23 protein-coding genes are annotated in these 24,158 nt (G+C 65.1%); 15 read left to right on the top strand and 8 right to left on the bottom strand.

Features of this window, described 5'->3' with window-relative positions:
* Positions 1 to 8: 8 nt before the first annotated feature.
* Complete coding sequence (locus DVB37_RS00530) at positions 9 to 1,187, bottom strand: M20 aminoacylase family protein (protein ID WP_120153388.1); 1,179 nt, start codon at positions 1,185 to 1,187, stop codon at positions 9 to 11.
* Between the two features lie 247 nt (positions 1,188 to 1,434).
* On the opposite strand from DVB37_RS00530, the gene DVB37_RS00525 reads away from it, so the two are divergent.
* The 8 genes from DVB37_RS00525 to DVB37_RS00490 all read left to right on the top strand — a co-directional run bounded on the left by DVB37_RS00525 (position 1,435) and on the right by DVB37_RS00490 (position 12,276).
* Entirely contained in the window at positions 1,435 to 2,613 is a 1,179-nt protein-coding gene (locus DVB37_RS00525) for an isovaleryl-CoA dehydrogenase (protein ID WP_046803954.1), read from the top strand.
* A 22-nt stretch (positions 2,614 to 2,635) separates the two neighbouring features.
* Positions 2,636 to 4,555: a bifunctional isocitrate dehydrogenase kinase/phosphatase gene (gene aceK, locus DVB37_RS00520; RefSeq protein ID WP_120153386.1), complete on the top strand. Its 1,920-nt coding sequence runs from the start codon at positions 2,636 to 2,638 to the stop codon at positions 4,553 to 4,555.
* Between the two features lie 2 nt (positions 4,556 to 4,557).
* A complete protein-coding gene (locus DVB37_RS00515; protein ID WP_046803956.1) occupies positions 4,558 to 5,739 on the top strand; it encodes an acetyl-CoA C-acetyltransferase in 1,182 nt (393 codons plus the stop codon).
* Between the two features lie 255 nt (positions 5,740 to 5,994).
* Complete coding sequence (locus DVB37_RS00510; protein ID WP_120153383.1) at positions 5,995 to 7,602, top strand: carboxyl transferase domain-containing protein; 1,608 nt, start codon at positions 5,995 to 5,997, stop codon at positions 7,600 to 7,602.
* Positions 7,603 to 7,673: 71 nt separating this feature from the next.
* Complete coding sequence (locus tag DVB37_RS00505) at positions 7,674 to 9,701, top strand: acetyl/propionyl/methylcrotonyl-CoA carboxylase subunit alpha (RefSeq protein ID WP_120157361.1); 2,028 nt, start codon at positions 7,674 to 7,676, stop codon at positions 9,699 to 9,701.
* Between the two features lie 221 nt (positions 9,702 to 9,922).
* Positions 9,923 to 11,158, top strand: coding sequence for an MFS transporter (locus DVB37_RS00500; protein WP_120153381.1), 1,236 nt, complete (start codon positions 9,923 to 9,925; stop codon positions 11,156 to 11,158).
* A 62-nt stretch (positions 11,159 to 11,220) separates the two neighbouring features.
* Positions 11,221 to 11,595, top strand: coding sequence for a glutathione S-transferase N-terminal domain-containing protein (locus DVB37_RS00495; RefSeq protein WP_046803959.1), 375 nt, complete (start codon positions 11,221 to 11,223; stop codon positions 11,593 to 11,595).
* A gap of 129 nt (positions 11,596 to 11,724) precedes the next feature.
* Positions 11,725 to 12,276 carry a type 1 glutamine amidotransferase domain-containing protein gene (locus tag DVB37_RS00490; protein WP_046803960.1) on the top strand — a complete coding sequence of 184 codons (552 nt, stop codon included), beginning with the start codon at positions 11,725 to 11,727 and terminating at the stop codon, positions 12,274 to 12,276.
* Positions 12,277 to 12,380: 104 nt separating this feature from the next.
* On the opposite strand, the gene DVB37_RS00485 is transcribed toward DVB37_RS00490, so the two are convergent.
* Positions 12,381 to 13,019, bottom strand: coding sequence for an ATP-binding cassette domain-containing protein (locus DVB37_RS00485; RefSeq protein WP_120153379.1), 639 nt, complete (start codon positions 13,017 to 13,019; stop codon positions 12,381 to 12,383).
* A 75-nt stretch (positions 13,020 to 13,094) separates the two neighbouring features.
* Entirely contained in the window at positions 13,095 to 13,562 is a 468-nt protein-coding gene (locus DVB37_RS00480; RefSeq protein ID WP_120153376.1) for an Lrp/AsnC family transcriptional regulator, read from the bottom strand.
* A gap of 133 nt (positions 13,563 to 13,695) precedes the next feature.
* Between DVB37_RS00480 and DVB37_RS00475 the strand changes: the two genes are divergently transcribed.
* On the top strand, positions 13,696 to 14,316 hold the full coding sequence (locus DVB37_RS00475) for a LysE family translocator (protein ID WP_120153374.1): 621 nt from the start codon (positions 13,696 to 13,698) through the stop codon (positions 14,314 to 14,316).
* Positions 14,317 to 14,407: 91 nt separating this feature from the next.
* Here the strand turns inward: DVB37_RS00475 and DVB37_RS00470 are convergent, their stop codons facing one another.
* Positions 14,408 to 15,298, bottom strand: a complete 891-nt coding sequence (locus tag DVB37_RS00470; protein WP_046803964.1) for a LysR family transcriptional regulator — start codon at positions 15,296 to 15,298, stop codon at positions 14,408 to 14,410.
* A gap of 124 nt (positions 15,299 to 15,422) precedes the next feature.
* On the opposite strand from DVB37_RS00470, the gene DVB37_RS00465 reads away from it, so the two are divergent.
* The 6 genes from DVB37_RS00465 (at position 15,423) to DVB37_RS00440 (ending at position 20,543) form a co-directional block, all read left to right on the top strand.
* Positions 15,423 to 16,577: an alpha/beta hydrolase gene (locus DVB37_RS00465; protein ID WP_240434017.1), complete on the top strand. Its 1,155-nt coding sequence runs from the start codon at positions 15,423 to 15,425 to the stop codon at positions 16,575 to 16,577.
* The gene (locus DVB37_RS00460) at positions 16,574 to 17,821 is read left to right on the top strand and encodes an MFS transporter (protein WP_120153373.1); all 1,248 of its coding nucleotides are present in this window, start codon (positions 16,574 to 16,576) and stop codon (positions 17,819 to 17,821) included. The genes DVB37_RS00465 and DVB37_RS00460 overlap by 4 nt, the downstream gene beginning before the upstream one ends.
* 173 nt (positions 17,822 to 17,994) lie before the next feature.
* A complete protein-coding gene (locus DVB37_RS00455; RefSeq protein WP_240434016.1) occupies positions 17,995 to 18,411 on the top strand; it encodes an ASCH domain-containing protein in 417 nt (138 codons plus the stop codon).
* 91 nt (positions 18,412 to 18,502) lie between these two features.
* Positions 18,503 to 19,378 (top strand): leucine-rich repeat domain-containing protein, encoded by an 876-nt coding sequence (locus DVB37_RS00450; RefSeq protein ID WP_120153370.1) that lies wholly within the window; start codon positions 18,503 to 18,505, stop codon positions 19,376 to 19,378.
* A gap of 49 nt (positions 19,379 to 19,427) precedes the next feature.
* Positions 19,428 to 19,880, top strand: coding sequence for a hypothetical protein (locus DVB37_RS00445; protein WP_120153368.1), 453 nt, complete (start codon positions 19,428 to 19,430; stop codon positions 19,878 to 19,880).
* Positions 19,881 to 19,886: 6 nt separating this feature from the next.
* Positions 19,887 to 20,543: a hypothetical protein gene (locus tag DVB37_RS00440; RefSeq protein ID WP_120153366.1), complete on the top strand. Its 657-nt coding sequence runs from the start codon at positions 19,887 to 19,889 to the stop codon at positions 20,541 to 20,543.
* A gap of 9 nt (positions 20,544 to 20,552) precedes the next feature.
* Here the strand turns inward: DVB37_RS00440 and DVB37_RS00435 are convergent, their stop codons facing one another.
* The 4 genes from DVB37_RS00435 to DVB37_RS00420 form a co-directional block, all read right to left on the bottom strand.
* The gene (locus DVB37_RS00435; protein ID WP_162941137.1) at positions 20,553 to 21,074 is read right to left on the bottom strand and encodes a hypothetical protein; all 522 of its coding nucleotides are present in this window, start codon (positions 21,072 to 21,074) and stop codon (positions 20,553 to 20,555) included.
* 164 nt (positions 21,075 to 21,238) lie between these two features.
* Positions 21,239 to 22,228, bottom strand: coding sequence for an NAD(P)H-quinone oxidoreductase (locus DVB37_RS00430; protein ID WP_120153362.1), 990 nt, complete (start codon positions 22,226 to 22,228; stop codon positions 21,239 to 21,241).
* A complete protein-coding gene (locus DVB37_RS00425; RefSeq protein ID WP_120153360.1) occupies positions 22,225 to 22,575 on the bottom strand; it encodes a carboxymuconolactone decarboxylase family protein in 351 nt (116 codons plus the stop codon). Before DVB37_RS00425 ends, DVB37_RS00430 begins: the two co-directional genes overlap by 4 nt.
* A 13-nt stretch (positions 22,576 to 22,588) precedes the next feature.
* The gene (locus DVB37_RS00420; RefSeq protein WP_120153358.1) at positions 22,589 to 24,025 is read right to left on the bottom strand and encodes an NAD-dependent succinate-semialdehyde dehydrogenase; all 1,437 of its coding nucleotides are present in this window, start codon (positions 24,023 to 24,025) and stop codon (positions 22,589 to 22,591) included.
* Between the last annotated feature and the right edge of the window lie 133 nt (positions 24,026 to 24,158).

Genomic DNA, 24,158 nt, shown 5'->3' with positions numbered 1-24,158 from the left:
CAGGCCCGTCAGGCCGTCAGATAGCGTTGCGCCAGGCGAACCCAGTACGACGCGCCCGCCGGAATCAAGGAATCATTGAAGTCATAGCTGGCGTTGTGCAACATGCACGGACCCAGCCCGTGGCCGGCCAGGCGGTGTTCGCCATCGCCGTTGCCCAGGAAGACATAGCAACCCGGCTTTTCCTGCAACAGGAACGCGAAGTCTTCCGATGCCATGGCGGGTTCGATCGTCAGCGCGCGTTCGTCGCCGACCACATCGCGCATGACCTGCATGCAGAATTCCGTTTCGGCCACGGTGTTGACCAGCGCCGGGTAGCGGCGTTCGAAGAACACGTCGGCCTCGCAGCCATGCGCGGCGGCGATGTTGCCGGCTATTTCGTTCATGCGGCGTTCGATCAGGTCGACGACCTCGGTGCGATACGCCCGCACCGAGCCGCCCAGCCACGCCGTGTTCGGAATGACGTTGATGACGCTGCCGCCGGCCTGCACCTGCGTGATCGACAGCACCGCCGCGTCCAGCGGACGCTTGCTGCGGGTCAGGATGGTTTGCAGCGCCTGGCCGATGGCGAACAGCGCGGGCACCGGGTCGTTGCAATCCTGCGGCGCGGCGGCGTGGCCACCCTTGCCCTTGACGGTGATCTTGAAGCCATTGGCCGCCGCCATCATCGGGCCGGCGCATACGCCGAACGCACCGGCCGGCAGGCCCGGCCAGTTGTGCATGCCAAATACGGCTTCACAGGGAAAGCGCGTGAACAGGCCGTCCTGGATCATGGCGCGGCCGCCGGCGCCGCCTTCCTCGGCAGGCTGGAAACACAGGTAGACGGTGCCATCAAAGCCGCCGGCCGTCTGCAAGTGCCGCGCCGCCGCCAGCAGCATGGCGGTGTGGCCGTCGTGGCCGCAACCGTGCATCTTGCCGTCATGGCGCGAGCGGTGTTCAAACTGGTTTTCTTCCTGCATGGGCAGGGCGTCCATGTCGGCGCGCAACATGATGGCCCGGTCCGACGTGCCACGCTTGATCACGCCCACCACACCGGTCTTGGCGATGCCCGTATGCGTCTCGATGCCCCAGCCGCGCAGCGTGTCCGCCACCACTTTGGCGGTTCGGTGCTCTTCGTAGCACAGCTCCGGGTGCATATGGATATCGCGCCGCAGCGCCACAATTTCGTCCAGATTGGATAGTTCAAGCACGGCACACTCCGCTTCGGTCAGGCAAATTCGGGGGACAGGCAGGCATAGTAAACAGCGTTCTTCCCCATGAAAGCGGCAAATTCCTAGGGATAACCCGACTCCAATTTACGTTTACGTAAACGTAATATTTGCGGTGCATCATTGCGCGGCGACACCGGATCGGCGCATGATGAGCCACACGATGGCGGCACGGCGCTGGCCACAGGCGCCCATAAGAATGTAAGCACCCACTATCACGGAGACATCGATGAACCTTCCCGGCCTGAACTTCGACCTGGGCGAAGACCTGGACATGCTGCGCGACGCCGTGCGCAATTTTGCGCAGGCCGAGATCGCTCCGCGCGCTGCCGAGGTGGATCGCAGCGACCAGTTCCCGATGGACCTTTGGCGCAAATTCGGTGAGCTTGGCGTGCTGGGCATGACGGCCGACGAAGAATACGGCGGCGCCAACATGGGCTACCTGGCCCATATGGTGGTGATGGAAGAAATCTCGCGCGCCAGCGCCTCGGTCGGCCTGTCATACGGCGCGCACTCGAACCTGTGCGTGAACCAGATCAACCGCAACGGCACGGCCGCACAAAAGGCCAAGTACCTGCCCAAGCTGATCTCCGGCGAACACGTGGGCGCCTTGGCCATGAGCGAACCGGGCGCCGGCTCGGACGTGGTCAGCATGAAACTGCGCGCCGACAAGAAGGGCGACCGCTACGTGCTGAACGGCACCAAGATGTGGATCACCAACGGCCCCGACGCCGACACACTGGTGGTCTACGCCAAGACCGACCCCGAGGCCCACCAGCGCGGCATCACCGCCTTCCTGGTCGAAAAAGGCTTCAAGGGCTTTTCGGTGGCGCAAAAGCTGGACAAGCTGGGCATGCGCGGCAGCCACACGGGTGAACTCGTGTTCCAGGACTGCGAAATCCCCGAAGAAAACGTGCTGGGCCAGGTCAACGGCGGCGTCAAGGTGCTGATGAGCGGGCTGGACTACGAACGCGCCGTCTTGTCCGGCGGCCCGCTGGGCATCATGCAGGCCGTGATGGACGTGGTCGTGCCCTACATCCATGACCGCAAGCAGTTTGGCCAGGCCATCGGCGAATTCCAGCTGATCCAGGGCAAGGTCGCCGACCTGTACACCACGCTGCAAGCCAGCCGCGCCTTCTGCTACCAGGTCGGCAAGAACCTGGACAAACTGGGCGCCGAACACGTGCGCCAGGTGCGCAAGGACTGCGCCGCATTGATCCTGTACACGGCCGAGAAGGCCACGTGGATGGCGGGCGAAGGCGTGCAGATCCTGGGCGGCAACGGCTACATCAACGAATACCCGGTGGGGCGCCTGTGGCGCGACGCCAAGCTGTATGAAATTGGCGCGGGCACCAGCGAAATCCGCCGCATGCTGATCGGCCGCGAACTGTTCAACGAAACCGCCTGACACGCCGGCCGAGCGCCCCACCATGATCCGCATGTCCGATGTCCAGCATATCGAGCAGGCCCCCGCCCCGGGGCCCTCGGCGCTGGACGTGGCGCGGATCATCCTGGCCGGGTTTGACCGCCACTACGCGCTGTTTCGCTACAGCGCGCAGCGGGCCAAGGCGCTGTTCGAATCGGGCGACTGGCACGGCATCCAGCACCTGTCGCGCGAACGCATCGAGTACTACGACATGCGTGTGCGCGAATGCGCCACGCAGCTGGAAGCGGTGCTGCGCGGCCGCCCGGAAGGCGCGCTGGACGACATCCCGGGCCACAACGGCAACGCCAACGGCAACGGCGCGGCCGTACCCGCCCTGACCGGCGCCCAGACCGCCTACTGGCAACAGATCAAGCAGGAATTCGTGGGCCTGCTGGGCGAGCACAAGCAGCCAGAATGCGCCGAGACCTTCTTCAATTCGGTCTCGTGCCGCCTGTTGCACCGCGACTATTTCCACAACGATTTCCTGTTCGTTCGGCCCGCCGTTGCCACCGACTATCTGGACAGCAGCACGCCGTCGTACCGGGTGTATTACCCGGCAACCGACGGCCTGGAAAAAAGCCTGATCCGCATGGTGGCCGACTTCGGCCTGGCGCTGCCTTTCGAAGACCTGCCGCGCGATACGCGCATGCTGGCGCGCGCCGCCGTCGCGCAATTGCGCACGCTGCTGCCGCGCCACGTGGGCCGGCGAATCGCCAGCGATTGCCAGATCCATGCGCTGGGCTCGCTGTTCTTTCGCAACAAGGGCGCCTACATCGTCGGCCGCCTGATCAACCAGACCACCGTCTACCCCTTTGCCGTGGCGCTGACGCGCAACCCGGCGGGCCAGGTCACGCTGGACGCGCTGCTGCTGGGCGCCGACGACCTGAGCACGCTGTTCAGCTTCACACGCGCCTATTTCCTGGTCGACATGGAAACGCCGGCCGCCGTGGTGAACTTCCTGGCCAGCCTGTTGCCGCGCAAGCCCAAGGCCGAGCTCTACACCATGATCGGCCTGCAAAAGCAGGGCAAGACGCTGTTCTACCGCGACTTCCTGCATCACCTGGCCCATTCGCGCGACGCCTTCGACATTGCGCCCGGCATCAAGGGCATGGTGATGTGCGTGTTCACGTTGCCGTCCTATCCCTATGTGTTCAAGCTCATCAAGGACCGCATCGACAAAGACGGCATGGATCACGCCACCGTGCGGCGCAAGTACCAGATGGTCAAGCTGCATGACCGTGTGGGCCGCATGGCCGATACCTGGGAGTATTCGCAGGTGGCGTTGCCGCGCAGCCGCTTCGCGCCCGCCTTGCTGGACGAACTGCGCCGCCTGGTGCCCAGCCTGATCGAAGAAACGGCCGACACGGTCGTCATCCGCCACGTCTACATCGAACGGCGGATGACGCCGCTCAATATCTATCTGCGCCAGGCCTCCGACGCCTTGCTGGACCCCGCCGTGCGTGAATACGGCGACGCCATCCGCCAGTTGGCCGCCGCCAATATCTTCCCCGGCGACATGCTTTACAAGAACTTCGGCGTGACGCGCCTGGGCCGCGTCGTCTTTTATGACTACGACGAAATCCAGCGCATGACCGAGATGAATTTCCGGCGCATTCCGCCGGCTCCCAACGAAGAAGCGGAAATGGCGTCCGAACCCTGGTACGCCATCGGACCGAACGACGTATTTCCCGAAGAATTCGGCCGCTTCCTGCTGGGCGACGCGCGCGTGCGCGGCGCCTTCATGCGTCACCATGCCGACCTGCTGGAACCGGACTGGTGGCAAGCCTGCCGCGCCCAAGTGGCGCAGGGCCGTATTGAAGAATTTTTCCCTTACGATACGGACAGACGCCTGCGTCCGGCACGCCTTTCTGGCGACCGCGCAGCGCCGACACCCAGACGCTGTCCCGACCCCCACAGGAGTTAGTCATGTCAGATCCCATCGTTATCGTTTCCATCGCCCGCACCCCCATGGGCGGCATGCTGGGCAGCCTGTCCGGCCTGGCCGCGCATGAGCTGGGTTCGGTGGCCATCAAGGCCGCCATCGAACGCGCCGGCATCAAGCCGGACCAGGTCGACGAAGTCATCATGGGCAACGTGCTGCAAGCCGGCCAGGGCCAGGCGCCCGCGCGCCAGGCGGCGCTGGGTGCCGGCCTGCCGCTGGGCGTGGCATGCACCACGATCCACAAGGTGTGCGGTTCAGGCCTGAAGGCAGCCATGTTCGGCCACGACCTGCTGGCTGCCGGCAGCGCGCAGGTGGTGGTGGCGGGTGGCCAGGAAAGCATGAGCAACGCGCCGTACTTGCTGCTCAAGGCACGCCAGGGCTACCGCTTCGGCCACAACACCGTGTATGACCACATGGCGCTGGACGGCCTGGAAGATGCCTACGACAAGGGCAAGGCCATGGGCGTGTTCGCCGAAGACTGCGCCGCGAAGTACGAATTCACGCGTGAACAGCAGGATGCTTTCTCGCTGGAATCGCTGCGCCGCGCCCGCGCCGCCACCGAAGACGGCAGCTTCAAGTGGGAAATCGCGCCCGTTACCGTTGCCGGCCGCAAGGGCGACACGGTGATCGACACCGACGAAGCCCCCACCAAGGCCATGCCGGAAAAGATTCCCACGCTCAAGCCCGCCTTCAAGAAAGACGGCACCATCACCGCCGCCAACTCGTCGTCGATTTCCGACGGCGCCGCCGCGATGGTGCTGATGCGCGCGTCTACCGCCGAAAAACTCGGCGTCAAGCCGCTGGCCCGCATCGTCGGCCACAGCCAGCATTCGCAAGAGCCGGGCTGGTTCACCACCGCGCCGGTTGGCGCGCTGAAAAACCTGTTCGCCAAGACCGGCTGGAAGGCCGAGGACGTGGACCTGTACGAAATCAACGAAGCCTTCGCGGTGGTCACCATGGCCGCCATGAACGACTTCAAGCTGCCGCACGACAAGGTCAACGTGCATGGCGGCGCCACCGCCCTGGGCCACCCCATCGGGGCATCGGGCGCGCGCCTGATGGCCACGCTGGTCGGCGCATTGCGCAAGACCGGCGGCAAGCGCGGCGTTGCCACGCTGTGCATCGGCGGCGGTGAAGCCGTGGCGATGGCTATCGAAATGGTCTAAGTACGTGGCCTAAGTCATGGCCTAAATCACGGCCTGAACCACGACCAGGGAGACGGAATCATCTCCGTCTCCCGATTGGTTTTTCGCCGCGCCTTTCTTGTATGTCTTCCGGACGCGACCACGAGTCGCGGGTCATGCCGGGAAAGCCGCAACGAAAACCCATTCGACAAGAATGCCCGGCCCACCGGGAAGCAGAGACAAACCGCTCGACCAGAGCGCCTTCAAATTCCAATCACGCAGGACGGGTGGAACCCCATGCCCATCATCGAATCCCGCATCAATCCGCGGTCGCAGGACTACACCGATAACGCGCGCGCCATGCAGGCGCAGCTGGACGATCTGAATCAGAAACTGGCGCAGACCGCGCTGGGCGGCAGTGAAGCCGCGCGCGCCAAGCACGTGGCGCGCGGCAAGCTGCTGCCACGCGACCGCGTCGAAAACCTGATCGATCCGGGCACCCCGTTCCTGGAACTGTCGCCCATGGCGGCGCACGGCATGTACGACGGAGAGGCGCCCGGCGCGGGCGTCATCACCGGCATCGGGCGTGTGTCGGGCACCGAATGCGTCATCGTCTGCAACGACGCCACCGTCAAGGGCGGCACGTACTACCCGATGACCGTCAAGAAGCACCTGCGTGCACAGGAAATCGCGGCGCAAAACCATCTGCCCTGCGTCTACCTGGTGGATTCGGGCGGCGCCAACTTGCCGCAGCAAGACGAAGTGTTCCCCGACCGCGAACACTTCGGCCGCATCTTCTACAACCAGGCGCAGATGTCCGCGCAGGGCATTTCGCAGATCGCCGTGGTGATGGGCTCGTGCACCGCCGGCGGCGCCTACGTGCCCGCCATGAGCGATGAATCCATCATCGTGAAGAACCAGGGCACCATCTTCCTGGGCGGCCCACCGCTGGTAAAGGCGGCCACGGGCGAAGAAGTCAGCGCCGAGGACCTGGGCGGCGGCGACGTGCACACGCGCCTGTCCGGCGTGGTGGACCACCTGGCCGCCAACGACATGCACGCGCTGCAACTGGCGCGCAACGCCGTCGCGCGGCTCAATCGCAAGAAGCCCGCGCAACTGGCCACCATCGCGCCGCGCGAACCGCGCTACGACCCCAGCGAACTGAACGGCATCATTCCCGCCGACACGCGCAAGCCCTATGACGTGCGCGAAGTCATCGCGCGCATCGTGGACGGCTCGGAGTTCGATGAATTCAAGGCGCGCTTCGGCCCCACGCTGGTGACCGGCTTTGCGCATATCCAGGGCATTCCCGTGGGCATCGTCGCCAACAACGGCATCCTGTTTTCAGAGTCGGCGCAAAAGGGCGCGCACTTTATCGAACTGTGCGCGCAGCGCAAGATTCCGCTGGTGTTCCTGCAGAACATCACCGGCTTCATGGTCGGCCGCAAGTACGAAAACGAAGGCATCGCGCGCCACGGCGCCAAGATGGTGACGGCGGTGGCCACCGCCGCCGTGCCCAAGTTCACCGTGCTGATCGGCGGCTCGTTCGGCGCCGGCAACTACGGCATGTGCGGTCGCGCCTATTCACCGCGCATGCTGTTCATGTGGCCCAACGCCCGCATCTCCGTCATGGGCGGCGAGCAGGCCGCCAGCGTGCTGGCCACCGTCAAGCGCGACGGCATCGAAGCACGCGGCGGCCAGTGGTCGGCCGACGAAGAAGCCGCGTTCAAGGCGCCCATCCGCGAACAGTACGAACACGAAGGCCATCCGTACTACGCCACCGCGCGGCTGTGGGACGACGGCATCATCGCGCCCGCCGACACGCGCCGCGTGCTGGGGCTGGCGCTGTCGGCCGCGCTGAACGCGCCCATCGAAGACACGCGGTTCGGCGTCTTCCGCATGTAGGGCATCGGCCCCATCGCGCCCCTTACCGCAGCGCTTGCAGTTCAAGAAGAATTACAGCCAGGATGACATTCATGTTCGACACTTTGCTGATTGCCAATCGCGGCGAGATCGCCTGCCGCGTCGCCGCCACTGCCCGCCGCATGGGCATCCGCACCGTCGCCGTCTATTCGGATGCGGACGCCAACGCGCGCCACGTGGCCGCTTGCGATCAAGCCGTGTACATCGGCGGATCGGAACCGCGCGCCAGCTATCTGCGCGCCGACGCCATCCTGCAAGCCGCGCGCGACACCGGCGCGGGCGCCATCCACCCGGGGTATGGCTTCTTGTCGGAAAACGAAGCGTTCGCGCAAGCCGCTGAAAAGGCCGGCATCGCGTTCGTGGGCCCGCCGGCATCCGCCATTGCCGCCATGGGCAGCAAGTCGGCCGCCAAATCGCTGATGGAAAAAGCCGGCGTGCCGCTGGTGCCCGGCTATCACGGCGACAACCAGGACCCGCAATTCCTGAAGACGCAGGCGGACGGCATCGGCTACCCCGTGCTGATCAAGGCCAGCGCGGGCGGCGGCGGCAAGGGCATGCGCGTCGTGGAATCGTCCGGTGCATTCCTGGACGCGCTGGCCTCTTGCCAACGCGAAGCGGCATCCAGCTTTGGCGATGACCGCGTGCTGATCGAACGCTATCTGCAAAAGCCACGCCACATTGAAATCCAGGTGTTCGCGGACACGCAGGGCAATTGCGTCTACCTGTTTGAACGCGATTGCTCGGTGCAGCGCCGCCACCAGAAAGTCATCGAAGAAGCCCCCGCCCCCGGCATGACCGAAGAGCGCCGCCGCGCCATGGGCGAAGCCGCCGTGGCCGCCGCGCGCGCCGTGGGCTATGTGGGCGCGGGCACGGTGGAATTCATCGCCGAGCCCGACGGCCGCTTTTACTTCATGGAAATGAATACGCGGCTGCAAGTCGAACACCCGGTCACGGAAATGATCACCGGCCACGACCTGGTGGAATGGCAGCTGCGCGTGGCCGCCGGCCAGCCGCTGCCGGCGCGCCAGGAAGACCTGCGCATCAACGGCCATGCCATCGAGGCCCGCATCTACGCCGAGAACCCAGAAAAGGGATTCCTGCCGTCGATCGGCACCCTGGCCTACCTGGGCCTGCCGCCGCACACCGCGTTCGCCAACGCCGACATCCGCGTCGATGGTGGCGTGCGCACGGGCGACACGATCACGCCGTTCTATGACCCCATGATCGCCAAGCTGATCGTGCATGGCGCCGACCGCGACCAGGCCCGCCAGCGCATGTTGCAGGCGTTGGCGCAAACGCAGGCCGTGGGCGTGCAGACCAACGTGGCCTTCCTGTCGCGGCTGATGAAAGACACCGCGTTTGCCGCGGCCGACCTGGACACCGGCCTGATCGAACGCCAGCGCGCCACGCTGCTGCCCGAACCGCAGCCCGCCGACGCCGCCACGCTGGCGCTGGCATCGGCCGCCGTGCTGGTGCGCCAGGGCCTGGCCCAGCCGAACGCAACGTCTGCCGGCAAAGGCCCCGCCGACCCTTGGGACGCACGCGACGGCTGGCGCTTGGGCGGCCAGTATCAGCGCCACCTGCAATGGGTGGACAACGGCGAGACGCGCCGCGTCACCGTTGCGCGCCAAGGCGGCGCGTGGACGCTGGACACCGGCGCGGGTCCGCAGCCGTTCCTGTGGCGCGCGCATGCCAGCGCGAATCCCAACCTGGCCTATGGCCTGCGCATTACGCTGGCCGGCCATGAAAACGCCGGCACCGTCGTGCTGCACGCCGACCGCGCCCACGTCTTTGGCGACAACGGCGTACACGTGCTGGAACTGTACGACCCGCTGGCGCACGCGCAGGACACGCAGGGCGAGCATGCCGGCGGCCTGACCGCGCCGATGCCGGGCAAGATCATCTCGATCTCGGTCAAGGCGGGCGACACGGTCGAAAAGGGCCAACCGCTTCTGGTGATGGAAGCCATGAAAATGGAGCACACCATTTCCGCGCCGGGCGACGGGAAGGTCGAAGAGGTGTTCTACGGCGTGGGCGACCAGGTCACCGAAGGCGCCGAGCTGGTGTCGATCGGGGCGTAAGCGAGAATCGCCGCACACGGTCGCGGAGGGGTGGCGCGGAGGGGTGGCACGGGCTGGCGGCAAGGGCTGGCGGCGCCCTCGGCGGCATGGCCTGCGAGGCGCGCTCTGCCGCCTTGACCGCTGCGCATTGCGCCGCCGGCTGTCGCTTTAGTTTCGCGTCAGCCGGCTGTCACTAGAATGTGCCTTCCGGCGCCGCCCGCGCGCCTGCCGCGCACGCTCTCATGCCCGCCCCCGATTCCCCCAGTCCGCTTACCCGCCCACCTTTCCTGCACTTCCTGTTCGCCCGCGTCAGCGCGTCACTGGCCTTCCAGATCGTCTCGGTAGCGGTCGGCTGGCAGATCTACGCGCTGTCCGGCAGCGCCATGGACCTGGGCTTGATCGGCCTGGCCCAGTTCCTGCCCATGGCCGCGCTTACGCTGGTGGTGGGCCACGTGGCCGACCGCTACGACCGCCGCAAGATCGTCGCCGTGTGCATGGCGATGGAAACGCTGGCGACGCTGGTGCTGGCCATTGCCGCGCTGCATGGCGTGGGCGGCAAGACGCTGATCTACGCCACCATCATCATCATGAGTTCGGCGCGCGCGTTCGAAGCGCCCACCTTGTCCACGCTCATCCCCGCCGTGGTGCCGCGCGCATGGCTGCCACGCGCCACGGCACTGTCATCATCGGGCGGGCAGGTCGCCCAGATCGCCGGACCCGCGCTGGGCGGCATCGGCTACAGCCTGGGCGCCGGCTGGATCTATTGCGTGGCAGCCGCGTTGTACCTGACGGCATTCGCGTCCATTGCCACCCTGGTCATCGAACGCGCGCCGCCGCGCAAGGAACCCACAACCTGGCGCACGCTGTTCGCGGGCATCACCTTCATCTTCCAACGCCGGCTGCTGCTGGGCACCTTGTCGCTGGATCTATTCGCGGTGCTGCTGGGCGGCGCCACGGCCTTGCTGCCGCTGTTCGCCAAAGACATCCTTAATGCCGGGCCATGGGCCTTGGGCGCCTTGCGTGCGGCGCCCGCGTGCGGCGCGGCCTTGATGTCGTTGACGCTGGCGCGCTTAAGCCTGGGCGACAACGTCGGGCGGCTGCTGTTCGGTTCGCTGATCGTGTTCGGGTTGGCGACGACCGTATTTGGTTTGTCCACGTCAATTCCGTTGTCAGTGGCGGCCCTGGTCGTGCTGGGCGCGGCCGACGCGGTCAGTGTCGTGGTGCGGTCCTCGCTGGTGCAGCTGAACACGCCCGACCACATGCTGGGCCGTGTCAGCGCGGTGAACACCTTGTTTATCGGCGCGTCGAACCAGCTGGGCGAATTTGAATCCGGTTTGACGGCCGCGCTGTTCGGCGCGGTGCCGGCCGTGGTGCTGGGCGGCATGGGCACGATTGCGGTCGCCGGGCTGTGGATGCGGTGGTTTCCGGAATTGCGAAGGCTGAAGACGCTGCACGGCCACGAGTCGGCGCAGACCTGAGGGCGGGGCGCGGCGAAAGAGTAGACTGACCGCCTCTTTCCTTTGTTTTGAGTCCATTCTCCATGCTAGTCAAAGCCCTGCGTGTCGGCCTGGGTCAACTGATCGTCATTGGCGACGCGCTGACTCGTCCGCGCCCGCAACAGCGATCGGCCCAAGGCCAGGCCAGCGTCAACGCGGAAGCCGCCGCGCTGTCGCTCTACCAATTCAAGGCCTGCCCGTTCTGCGTGAAAACGCGTCGGGCCATGCACCGCCTGAACGTGCCCGTAACGCTGCACGACGCCAAGAACGACCCCCAGGCGCGTGAACAGCTGCTGGCCGGCGGCGGCAAGATCAAGGTGCCTTGCCTGCGTATCGACGAGGCCGCCGGCACGCGCTGGATGTATGAATCCAGCGAGATCATTGCGTATCTGGACCAGCGTTTCGCCAACGTGGCCTGAGCGGTCCGCGCCAGATATTCCCTAGCCCGCGCGCGCTGTCGGCATGGCACTTGCTGCGCCAACGACTCGGCGGGCACGGCCCCGGCCCGCCGCGTGTCGCTCGCACGGGGCCCCGCACAGGGAGCAATCATGGCAACTCTTAACGACATGACCATCGCGATTCTGGCCGTGGATGGTTTCGAACAGGTAGAACTGACCGGTCCGCGCGACCGTCTGCAAGCGGAAGGCGCCCGCACCGTGTTGATATCGGCGCGCAGCGAGCCGATTCAAGGCATGCATCACGACAAACCCGGCGACCGCTTTCCCGTGGACCTGACGTTCACGCAGGCCGAAGCGGAACCCTCGGTATTCGACGGGCTGCTGTTGCCCGGCGGCGTAATGAACGGGGACGAAATCCGCATGCATCCCAAGGCGCAGGACTTTGTTCGTGCCATGTTGGACGCGGGCAAGCCCGTTGCCGTTATCTGCCACGGGCCGTGGCTGCTGGTGTCCGCGAACGTCGTGCGCGGCCGCACCATGACGAGCTGGCCGTCGCTACAGGACGACCTGCGCAACGCCGGCGCCAACTGGGTGGATCAGGAAGTGGTGGTGGACGGCACGCTGGTATCCAGCCGCAAACCCGACGACATCCCCGCATTCAGCAAGGCGTTCATCGAGGTCTTGCAGGCGTCCAAGCGCTGATGTGTTTCCAGGCGTGGGGGGCTGTGGGATAACGGCTATCGGCTAACGGCTATCGGCTAACGGCTTGCGGCTTCGGCTGGCGGTGAACAGTCAAAATCCAGCGGCTAGCGGCTAGCTGGCCCCGCTGCCTGGCGCAGATCGGCCACGTTAAGCATGCGCGCGTTGCAGGCTTGCACCAGTTCGGGGTCGTGGCTGGCAAACAGCACGACGCGGTCGCGCGCCCAGGTCTTGAACACGTCGGCCAGCACGGCGCGCGCCTGCGCGTCCAGCCCGTTGCTGGCACCGTCGGCAACCACGACGGCCGGCTCGCCCAGCGCGGCGGCGGTCAGGTACACCTTGCGGCGCGTGCCCGTGGACATCTGCTCAAAGCGCTTGTCCAGATGCGGTTCCAACCCCAGGCGCGATGCCAGATCCAGCACGCTGTCATCCAGGCTGACGTTTTTTTCCGCCGCCGCTTTCAACAGGAAGTCGCGCCCGGTCTGCGTCGGAAATTCCAGGCAGTTGTCCGGCACATAGGCCACGCGCGACCGGGCTAGCTGCGGTGCTTGCTCAAGGGAATGCCCGTCTATCCAGACGTCTCCGCCGTCAGGCGGGATCACGCCCGCGATGATGCCCAGCAAGCTGGATTTTCCGGTGCTGTCTTCTTCGCACAGCGCCATGCAGCCGGGCTCGAACGTATGAGTCAGGCCTTGGAATACAAGGTAGTCGCCGTAGCGCTTGCTGAGGTTGTCGATGCGTAGCATGGCGGGAAGTTTGCCAGAGGAACGGGCGTTCGACCAGAAGCCCATGCCGCGCGCGCAGGCGGCACCGGCCGGGCGCTAGGTTCGCTTGCCAACGGCGGGCGGCACCACGCCCCGGCGCTCAATCGGCGTGGAGAAAACGATGGATGTTCGGGTTTCGCCATAGCCGTTGATCGTGCCGATAAAGCGTTCCAGATCCGCCAGGCCAGTGGCCACCACCGTCATCATGTAGGAATCCGCGCCGGCGACGTGATGGCACTCCAGCACTTCGGGCGCCTGGCGCAAGCGATCCAGAAGCGCCTTCTTGCCCGGCTGCGTCGCCGTGATGCCAACGATGGCCTTTACCGGGTATCCCGCTTTTGCGGCGTCCACCTCAACCGAAAAACGCTGCGCGATGCCCGCGTCCTGCAAGCGCTTAAGTCTTTCCGCCGTGGCCGCCACCGACAAACCGGCCGCTTGGGCCAAGGTCTTCAACGGCGCGCGCGCATCCTCTTGCAGCGCGCGCAACAGACGCCACGCGATGTCATCCAGATCATTTTTATCCATTCTTGCGCAGCCCCGTTTTCACAAGAAAAAACGACAGGAAAATCGTTTTTCAGAAGAAGAATGTACTGTATCGAAGCCTGGGGTGAACTCGATAATTTGGGTTCCTCAACGTAGACGGCTGAACCAAAACAGCATGCTCGATATCCAGCACTACGGCAGTTTCATCGTTGCCATCCTGATATTCCAGGCGGTGCCCGGCGCGGGCACGATCGCCATTCTGGACGCCACCGCGCGCAACGGCAAGCGCGCGGGCATGGCCGCGGTGATGGGCACGCTGGTGGGCGACCTGCTGTTCATGGTGGCGGCCGTGGCGGGCCTGGCCGCCATCATGCAGGCGCACCCGCTGATCTTCCGGGCGCTGCAATGGTCCGGCGTGGCGTACTTGTTGTGGCTGGGCGTGCAGCTATTGCGCAAACAGGGCGCGATGGATGGCGGGGCGCCTGCCAGGCGCGTGTCGGCGCGGGCCGCCTTTCGCCGCGCGTTCCTGGTCAGCCTGACCAACCCCAAGGTCATGCTGTTCTTTGTTGCGTTCTTTCCCTTGTTCCTGAAGCCGCAAGCCAGCCCTGCAACGCTGTTGGCGATGATGCTGCACGTGACGGTGCTAAGCCTGCTTTACCAAACCGCCTTGGTGTCGATCGGCCACCGGGTGGCGCGGCGCTGCTCGGCATTGCCGGGCGCCCGGACTGTGGCGAGGCGGCTGGCCGGGTTGGCGTTGATCGGCCTGAGCGTGAAGCTGGCGACGGACGTGCGCTGATCCGAGCGCGCCAAGCGCGTGGATCCGATAACGCAACGTCGATAAAGCAACATCGATAACGCAACATCGATAACGCAGCGCCGATCACACATCACCCGCGTCGCAGCGCCTTCAACACGATGGAAAACGCCGGCGAGGGCTGGCGGCGGCTGGGATAGTAAAGGTGATAGCCGGTGAACGTCGGGCACCAGTCTTCCAGTACGCGCACCAGTGCGCCGGCTTCGATGTGCGGCATCAGTTCATCTTCGGGCAGCAGGGCCAAGCCCAGCCCCGCCAGCGCCGCGTCCACCTGCGGCGGTGCGGTGTTGAAGATCAGCTGCCCATCCACGCGCACATTCACCTGCCGGCCCCGGCGTTCAAAGTCCCACACATACAAGCCGCCAGACGTCGGCATGCGCTGATTGATGCATTGATGCGCGGTCAGGTCGTCGGGCGTCAACGGTATGGGATGCCGGGAAAAGTAGTCGGGCGAGCCCACCACCGCCATGCGCAGCACCGGCCCGATCGGCACGGCGATCATGTCTTTGTCGATGGTGTTACCCAGGCGCACGCCTGCATCGAAGCGGTCGGCGACGATATCGCGCAGCCCATAGCTGACGTCGAACTCGACATTGATTTCGGGGTAGTCGCGCAGTACCGGCGCCAGCCGGGGCAACAGCACGGACCGCAGGATGTGATCGCCGCAGGTGATGCGCACGGTGCCGGCGGGCTTGTCGCGCAGTTCGGTCAGCGCATCCAGCTCCGCTTCGATCTCGTCAAAGCGGTGGCCGATGGCCTGCATCAGCCGCTCGCCGGCGGGCGTGGGCGACACGCTGCGCGTGGTGCGCGTCAGCAGCCGGATTTGCAGCCGTTCTTCCAGGCCGCGCACCGCCTGGCTTAACGCCGATTGCGTCACGCCCAGCGTGCCCGCCGCACGCGTGAAGCTGCGTTCCCGCGCCACGGTAACAAAGGCCAGCAGATCGTTCAGGTTGCGTTTCGCCATGCGCGCGGCTCGTCTTATTTATTAGCTGGGCTAATAGGGCAATTAAGGATTCATTATCTAGTCTAGCTTATCGCTCATCTTCAAAATGGAGACCATCCCGTCAATTCCCGTGAAGGAAGCCGCCATGCAAGCGTCCAACCCCCTTGAAACCGCCGCTGTCGACCCGGCCCATCAACCCGATGCCAACCGCCGCACCTTGTTAAAGGCCGCCGGCATCGGCACCGGCATGGCAGCGCTAAGCGGGCTGTCGTCCACGGGCACCGCCGCATTGGCCGCTGCCGCGCAACCGGCAGGCGCAACGCCCGAAGGCGCCGATAACTTCTACACCAGCGACCGCGTCACGGTCCAGAAGGTGACGTTCAAGAACCAATACCAGATGGAGGTGGCCGGCAACCTGTTCACCCCCAAGGATCTGGACCGCCGCAAAAAAACGCCCGCGATTGTGGTCGGCCACCCCATGGGCGCCGTCAAGGAACAAAGCGCAAACCTGTATGCCACCAAGATGGCCGAGCAGGGCTTCGTCACGTTGTCTTTGGACCTGTCGTTCTGGGGCGCAAGCGCCGGCCAGCCGCGCAACGCCGTATCGCCGGACATCTACGCCGAAGACTTCAGCGCGGCCGTGGACTTCCTGCGGGCGCAGCCCATGGTTGATCGGGACAACGTCGGCGCCATCGGCGTTTGCGGAAGCGGCAGCTTCGTCATCAGCGCGGCCAAGATCGACCCACGCATCAAGGCCATTGCCACGGTCAGCATGTACGACATGGGCGCCGCCAACCGCCACGCGTTGAACCGCGCGCTGACGCCTGCGCAACGCCAGGCCATCATTGCCGACGCCGCGCAGCAACGCGATGTGGAATTCGCCGGTGGCGAACGAAAGTACACCAGCGGCAGCGTGCATCAGCTGACCGCCGAATCGACGCCTGTGGACCGCGAGTTCTACGACTTCTACCGCACGCCGCGCGGGCAATTCACGCCTGCCGGCTCCTCACCCGCATTGACGACGCACCCCACGCTGACCAGCAACGTCAAGTTCATGAACTTCTATCCGTTCAACGACATTGAAACGATTTCGCCCCGCCCGCTGCTGTTGATCGCGGGCGATCAGGCGCATTCGCGCGAGTTCAGCGAAGACGCCTATCGCCGGGCGGCCGAGCCCAAGACCCTGTACATCGTTCCCGGTGCCGGCCATGTCGACCTCTACGACCGCGTCACGTTGATTCCGTGGGCGACGTTGAACGCATTCTTCGACAAGCATCTGGGGCGCGTGGAGGCGTCATGACCACATCCACGCAGCAGGCCACGGCGGCCGGCACGCCGGATCACGACGCACCCGGCGCTGGGCACGTCAGCCCCGATGCGCCGGCCCATTGGGGTGGCGTCTTCGCGATGACGTTGTGCGTCTTTGCGCTGATCGCCTCGGAATTCATGCCGGTCAGCCTGCTGACCCTGATCGCCACGGACCTCCAGGTCAGCGAAGGGCTGGCGGGGCAGGGCATTGCCATTTCGGGCGCGTTCGCCGTACTGACCAGCCTGTCCATCGGCAGACTGGCCGGCAGCATGAACCGCAAGTCGCTGTTGCTGGGATTGACGGCGCTGATGGCCGTCTCTGGCGCCACCGTGGCGCTGGCGCCGAATTACCCGGTGTACATGGTGGGCCGCGCGCTGATCGGCGTGGTCATCGGCGGTTTCTGGTCGATGTCGGCGGCGACCGCCATGCGGCTGGTACCGCCGCTTCAGGTGCCACGCGCCTTGGCCGTCTTCAATGGCGGCAATGCGCTGGCCACCGTCGTGGCGCCGCCGCTGGGCAGCTACCTGGCGGCGGCGATAGGGTGGCGCGGCGCCTTCCTGTGCCTGGTGCCGGTGGCGGCACTGGCGCTGGCGTGGCAATGGGTCAGCCTGCCCGCCATGCAAGCCGAGCCGCCTACGCGAGCGTCGGGCAACGCAGTCACGCTGCTCAAGCGCCCCTTCGTTGCGCTGGCCATGGCCGCTTGCGGTGCGTTCTTCATGGGGCAATTCGCGCTGTTCACCTATTTGCGGCCTTTCCTGGAAACCGTCACGCACGTGGGCGTGTCGGCGTTGTCGCTGGTCTTGCTGGCCATTGGCGTGGCGGGCGTCGTGAGCACCGGCCTGATTGGCACGGTCCTCAAAAAAGGCCTGTATCCGCCCCTGATCGTCATCCCCGTGTTGATGGCGGTCATCGCCCTGGCGCTGATCCCATTCGGCGCCTCGCTGACCGTGGTCGCGATGCTGTTGGGCTTGTGGGGGCTGCTGGCCACTGCCGCGCCCGTCGGCTGGTGGAGTTGGGTGGCGCAAGCCATGCCCCGATCCGCCGAAGCCGCAGGCGGCTTGATGGTGGCGGTGATCCAGCTGTCCATTGCGCTGGGGTCGACGATAGGGGGGCTGCTGTTCGACCACAGCGGGTATCGAAGCACCTTTGCAGTCAGCGCCGTGGTGCTGCTGGTGGCGGCGATGCTGGCCACCCTGACGTCACGGTCGCACGCGCGCGCGGCGGCAGGCGCGTAGGGGCTGGGCGGTGGCACGTAATGGGCATGCCGGCGGGGTCACGGCTCGCCCGCATCAAAGTCACTAGAATGCCATCATCACGTTTCTGTCTTGTACTCGGCCCGCGCTGAAAAGAGGCGCCTGGCCGTGGACCGCACAACGTCCATCCCCGACCCGAATCAGGTGCAGCACCCATGCCAACCATGAAACCACCCGCCCCCTTCGAAGACGCCGTGACGTTTCAATTCGGCGATTCGCCGGAACTTGCCGACGCCTTGCTGGCCCTTGTGCTGGCCGGAACCAAGACCGCCACTTGCGGGGCGCTGCACCACTTCGGCGACGAAGAGCCCGTACCCCAAGCGGGCCGGCGCGATGTCGTGCTGGACGGCCAGGGCCGCCCCGCCTGCGTCATCGAGACGACCGGCGTATTGATCCAGCGCTTTGACCAGGTCGACGAAGCGTTCGCCGTCGCCGAAGGCGAAGGCCCGTACCCGGTCTGGCGCGACGAACACATTGCCTACTTCGAACGCAATGGCGGTTACTCGCCGGACATGATGCTGGTGTGTGAGCGCTTCCGCGTCGTTCACGTTTTTGACAGGTCGGCCCCATAAGGCCCAAAGAGCCCGGGCCGCGCTACACATGGGTGATCGCGGTCTTGATCCGCGTCGTAAACTGGCGATCCAAATTCCTTTGGAAAACCGCATGTCGCCCATCCCGTTTTCGACGCCCCTGCCCGGCCGGGATCAGACTTGGCGCTTCATGCATAGCCGCCAGTCCGCGCACTTTCCCGGCGACGATGCGCGCCTCGTGTTCTACGATGCGCCACCGGACGAGGCCACGCTGGCCCAGATCACAGACGTGCACCTGTGGGCGCCGCACGAAGATCCCCTGCAAGTCCTGCCCGAGCTCATCGCCCGGCTGCCCTCGCTGGTCCATTTGTCGATTGGACCGGGCGTCATCCTGCCCAGCGTCGTAAAGGGGCTGCGCGCCGATATGCTGCCCGCCAGCCTGCGCCACTTGTCCATGCATCCCCAATCGGGCACCTATACCTGGCAGGCGGGTCCGATGCCCCGCCTGGAATCCCTGACCGTCGGCGCAACGCTGCGCTTGGACCCACAGGACTTCCCCGCGTTGATATCGCTATCGGCCATTCCCGATCGGCGCGGCGCGTTGGTGGATAGCGCGTTGCAGCTGGCGTTGAAAGAACTGAACCTGTGGAACGTGCCGTTCGATTCGTCGCTGTTCAATCGCCTGGCGCCGCTGCCGCTGGTCGCGCTTGGCCTGTTGGGTGGGCGGACCCTGACAACGCTATCCGGCATTGAACAGCTGCCCGGCCTGCGTTCGCTGCGTCTGAAGAACCTACCCTTGCTGGATACGATCGGCTCGATTGCGACCCTTGCCGAGTTGGAATTTCTGAACATCCAGTACTGCGCGCGCATTGCGGATATCAGCGTGCTGGCAACGTTGCGACGCTTGCAGGAACTGACCTTGGTTGGCTGCGGCAATGTGGGTCTGGGCCAGCTGGAACACACGTTGCGCGCCTCGTTGCGGCGCGCGAATATCGCTGCGACACGGTAACCACGGTGCCACTTCATGGCACTTCAAGGCGTTTCAGGAGATCAAGGATATGCACTGCAATCGCAAGGCGTGGGCAAGCTGGCAGCGATCGGGCCGCCTGGCATTGACGTTGGGTATTGCCGCATTGCTGGGCGCTTGTTCTATGTCTTCCGGCATGTGCGACGCATTCGGTCCCAGCAAAAGCGCGTCGATCGCGGTGCCGCAAAACGCATCGGTTGATGCGGTGTTCGCCTGCATCGATCAGGCAAGCGTCTCCAGCAAAGACCATGGTTCGCTGTTCGACAGCGGCTACGCCATCCGCGACACGCAATCCGGCGTGCTGGAGTCAAAAAATTACAGCACGCCCAACACCGGCGGCTTCCGTCTGCGGGCCGAGGTCTCAAAGAAGACGTCTACCTTGAAGCTGTCTTTGCGTGGCGCGGGCGCTTATTGCACGGACCTGGGCGTGGACAAGGAAATGGCCCGGCTCGCTTCGGACATCAGCAGCTGCCTTCAGCGGTAATTCCCAATGACCGTTCAACGTACGCTTGTGCTGCTTGCCGCGCTGACGCTGCCGCCCCTTGTGGGCGCGCAAGCCCCGTCCAGCGTCGCCGCCTGGACGCCGCCAGGCCCGACGGCATGCGCCTTTTCAGGGTGGACCACCAACCAGAAGTCCGAAATTCTGGTGCGCGCCGAGGCGTCCGCCACGTCCGACGTGCTGGGCAGCCTGCCCACTACGCTGGGCGATGGCCCCGATCCGGATATCGATTACTACAGCGTCACGTTCGATGTCACCGAGGCGCGCGACGGCTGGCTCAAGATCAAGAATGCCAGCGACGACATGACGGGTGGCGACGTCAGCCAGCCCCGGCCCGTGTATCGCGGCGAAGGCTGGATCGAAGCGGCGGATGCGCAAGTCGGCATCCAATCGGCGCGGGGTTACGCGCGCCCGGACATCGCCACCGAACGGCTGCTGGACCTGGGCCACGACTGGCTGACCGAACGCGCCACGCTGCAAGGCATCGTGGCATGCGAAGGCGACTGGCTGCTGCTTGATTACGAGATGCGCAACAACGAGAAATTCGAACGCCTTGCCCCGAAGGATCGTGCGCGGGGCCGCGCGTGGTTTCGGGGCCTCTGCGCGTCCGCCGAGACGACCTGCGATATGCGTTCGGTGGATGAATGAACCACCCGGCTACAGCGACTCCAGCTGCTTGGGGTCGAACGCCCATTGATGCGTCCTGTTATCCGCACACTGAATGACCGTCTTGCTGCGCTTCTGCGGCCCGATATCTTTCAGCTTGATTTCCGCATTGCAGACGGGGCAGCTCCCACCCATCGTGGTGAGGTAGACCCGCCCCGACTTATCGGCTTCGAAGTTGAACAAGCCGGCAAGCCGTACAAACCGCTTCTTCATCAAACCATGGCCGATCAGAAACGCAATCGCGCTGGGCACAACAAACCAGAACCACCACACGCCCCACTTGAAAGCCACTTCGCCAATGGTGACGGCCAGCCCCGCCGCGCCGAACGCGGTAAGCCATCCCCGCTGTAGCGAACGGCCCGCCAGCGCGATGGGTATGACGTCCATGCGCACGAGCTGCGGCCGATGCCAGCCGCCCTCCTTGGAGAGCGGTTCTTTATACGTCGGAGCAGCCGGCTCCTTTTCCACATCGAAGCCACCCAGCGGTGGCGGCGCCTGCTTGGCGTCGGACAAGCCGGACAAGGTTTTGCTGCACTCGTCGCAAAGCCGGCCACGACCGCGATGCGCCGCCCCACAAGTTTGACAATGCACGCGCGCTCTCTCGTGAATGATGACGACGGGCAAAAGGATACAACTGATTGGCGCCCCAGGCACCCGCGCGCGCTGCCCTGGTTCCCCTACGCCCCCATCGTCAAAATGATCTTCCCCACGTTCTGGGACGATTCCATTCGGCGGTGCGCGTCCGATGCGCGTTCAAGCGTATAGGTGCTGTCGACGACGGGAACCAGCCCGGCGCCGCTGGAAAAGCGGTCCAGCCAATGCTCGCGAAAGCGCTGCACCATTGCGTGTTTTTCGGCTTGTGGACGCGATTTCATGACGGTGCCAAAAATTTGCAGATGGCGATAGAGGATGTCTTCAAGCGCGATGTTGACCTGGCCGCCGCCGCCCAGGATACCCACCTGAACCAGCCGCCCGCCGTTGGCCAGCGACGCGATGTTGCGTGCGAAGTTGGGCGCGCCGATGAAGTCGATGACTACGTCCACGCCCCGCTTGGACGTGTGTTCGGCCACGACCCGCGCGTAGTCCTGCGTGCGATAGTCGATGACGCAATCGGCGCCCAGTTGCTGCACCTGTGCCAGCTTGCTGGCCTCGGCCGTGGCGTACACGGTGGCGCCCGTCGCTCTGGCAAGCTGCACCGCCGCGGAACCCACGCCGCCGGCCGCCGCGTGGATCAGCACGGAATCTCCGGCACGCAAGCGCCCAAGGTGCAGCATGGCTTCGTGCGCGGTGACGAACACTTCGGGGATCGCGGCGGCATGGACGTAATCCAGCGCGTCGGGAACGGGCAAGGCCATGCGCCAGTCCAAGCGCGCAACTTCCGCGTAGGCGCCGCCGCCCACCACACCCATCACGCGGTCGCCCACCTTGAATCCACGCACGGCGCTTCCTGCTTGCAGCACTACGCCGGCAATCTCCAGGCCCATGATGGTGGAATCGCCAAAATTCGGGCGGCCGTAGCCACCCCGGCGGTGCGTCAGGTCGGCGCGATTCACGCCAGCGGCATGCACGCGGACGATAAGGTCGTCCGGGCGCATTTCGGGCGGGGGAACATCGGCCACTTCAAGCACGTCGGCCTCGCCAAACTGTTCAAAAATAATCGCTTTCATTGCTTGTCCTTCGCGCCGATTTCGGGTGTTGCGGCAAGTGTGTGTTGTGCAATCGCCGATGCGGTAATTGCTGCGGGAAAGCCGACGTAGAACGCCAGGTGCGTGATCGCCGCCGCCAGTTCTTCACGCGTCACACCGTTGCCGACGGCGCGACGCAAATGGGCAGGCAGTTCGTCCGTGTGGCCAGCGGCAATCAGCGCGGCCACGGTGACCAGGCTGCGGTCTCGGAGCCCCAGCGCGGGGTCGCCCCACACGTCGGGGTAAAGCGTGTTGTCGACGAAGGCCGACAGCGTGGGCGTAAAGGCGCGCGCGGCCTCACGCGGCTGGCTGAAATCGATGTTGGACATGTGCTTTCCCTGTTCAAGCCTGACTGATGAACTTGTGCGTGAGGTAGTACTCGATACCTTCAACGCCGCCTTCCGAACCGTGTCCGCTTTCCTTCATGCCCCCGAACGGCAGCTCGGTCGCGACGATGCGATATTGGTTGATGCCGATCATGCCGGCTTCCAGCCCATCGGCCACGTCGATCGCCGTGCGCGCATCGCGGGTGAACGCGTAGGCGGACAAGCCGTAGGGCAAGCGGTTGGCTTCCTGCAAACCGTCCGCAAGCTCATCAAAGGCCATCAGCACCGCGATGGGGCCAAAGGGCTCTTCGTGCATGATCCTGGCTTGCATCGGTACATCGGCCAGCACTGTCGGTTCGAAGAAATAGCCTTCCCCTTCGATGGCTTTGCCGCCAGTCAGCACCGTGGCCCCGCACGCCACCGCATCCGCGATCAAGGCCTGCATCTTCTCAAGTTGGCGCGGGTTCGCCAGCGGCCCGACCTGCGTGGCGGGATCAAGCCCGTTGCCCACTTTCAGGGCGCGCGTGGCCTTGACGAAATGTTCGCGGAATTCGTCATAGACACCGCGCTGCACCAGAAAGCGTGTCGACGAAATGCAGACCTGGCCCGTACCACGAAACCGGTTGGCGGCGCCTTCGACCGCGGCGCGTGCGACGTCGGCATCGTTGAACACCAGAACCGGCCCGTGCCCGCCCAGCTCCAGCGTGATGGGCTTCACCCCTTCGGCGGCGCGTGCCGACAACAACCTGCCAATCGGCACCGACCCGGTGAACGTCACCTTGCGGATCACCGGAGACGCAATCAACTGCCGCGAGACGTCGTCGGGCACGCCAAAGACCACTTGCAGCACGCCTTTGGGCAGGCCGGCATCGTCCAGGGCACGTGCCAGTGCCAGCGCGGTGGCGGGGCTTTCTTCGCCCGGCTTGATGATGACGCTGCACCCGGCGGCAAGCGCGGCGGCAAGCTTGCGTGCCGGCGTGATGGCCGGAAAGTTCCAGGGCGTGAAAGCGGCCACCGGCCCGATTGCTTGCCGCTTGACCAGCTGCTGCACGCCGGGGCGGTTGGCGGGCACCACGCGGCCGTCTATGCGTTTGGCTTCTTCGGCAAACCAGTCGAAGTAATCGGCCGCGCGCAACACTTCATCACGGCTTTCAACCAGCGGCTTGCCTTCTTCAAGCGTCATCAGCGTGGCAATGTGCTCGGCCCGCTCGCGCATCAATTCCGCACCGCGCTTGAGCACCCGGGCACGCTCGTTGGGAAACGCGGTGCGCCATGCATTGAACGCCTGCTGCGTCACGTCAAGCGCGCGCTCCAGGTCGGCGGGCGTCGCAAGCGGCACGCGGCCCAGTTCCTGGTGCGTGGCCGGGTTGATGACGGCGGCGGTGTCGCGGTCGCCAGCGCCTATCCATTCGCCGTTGATGAAGAGGTAAAGCGGATCATAGTTGCCGTTCATGGCTGCAAACTCCGATAAGATTGTTCGTTTCCTGCCGGGCCAGGACCTGACCATGGAACGAAGTCTAGGCGCGAGACGGGCGCGGATTTAGCCCCCGGCGAAGGAATGACTTTCTCTGCCAGAGGAAAAGTCG

The organism is Achromobacter sp. B7 (assembly GCF_003600685.1).
Taxonomy (GTDB): domain Bacteria; phylum Pseudomonadota; class Gammaproteobacteria; order Burkholderiales; family Burkholderiaceae_B; genus Achromobacter; species Achromobacter spanius_B.
Note: the sequence above shows the minus strand (reverse complement) of the source record. Positions and strands in the feature narration are given on the sequence as shown.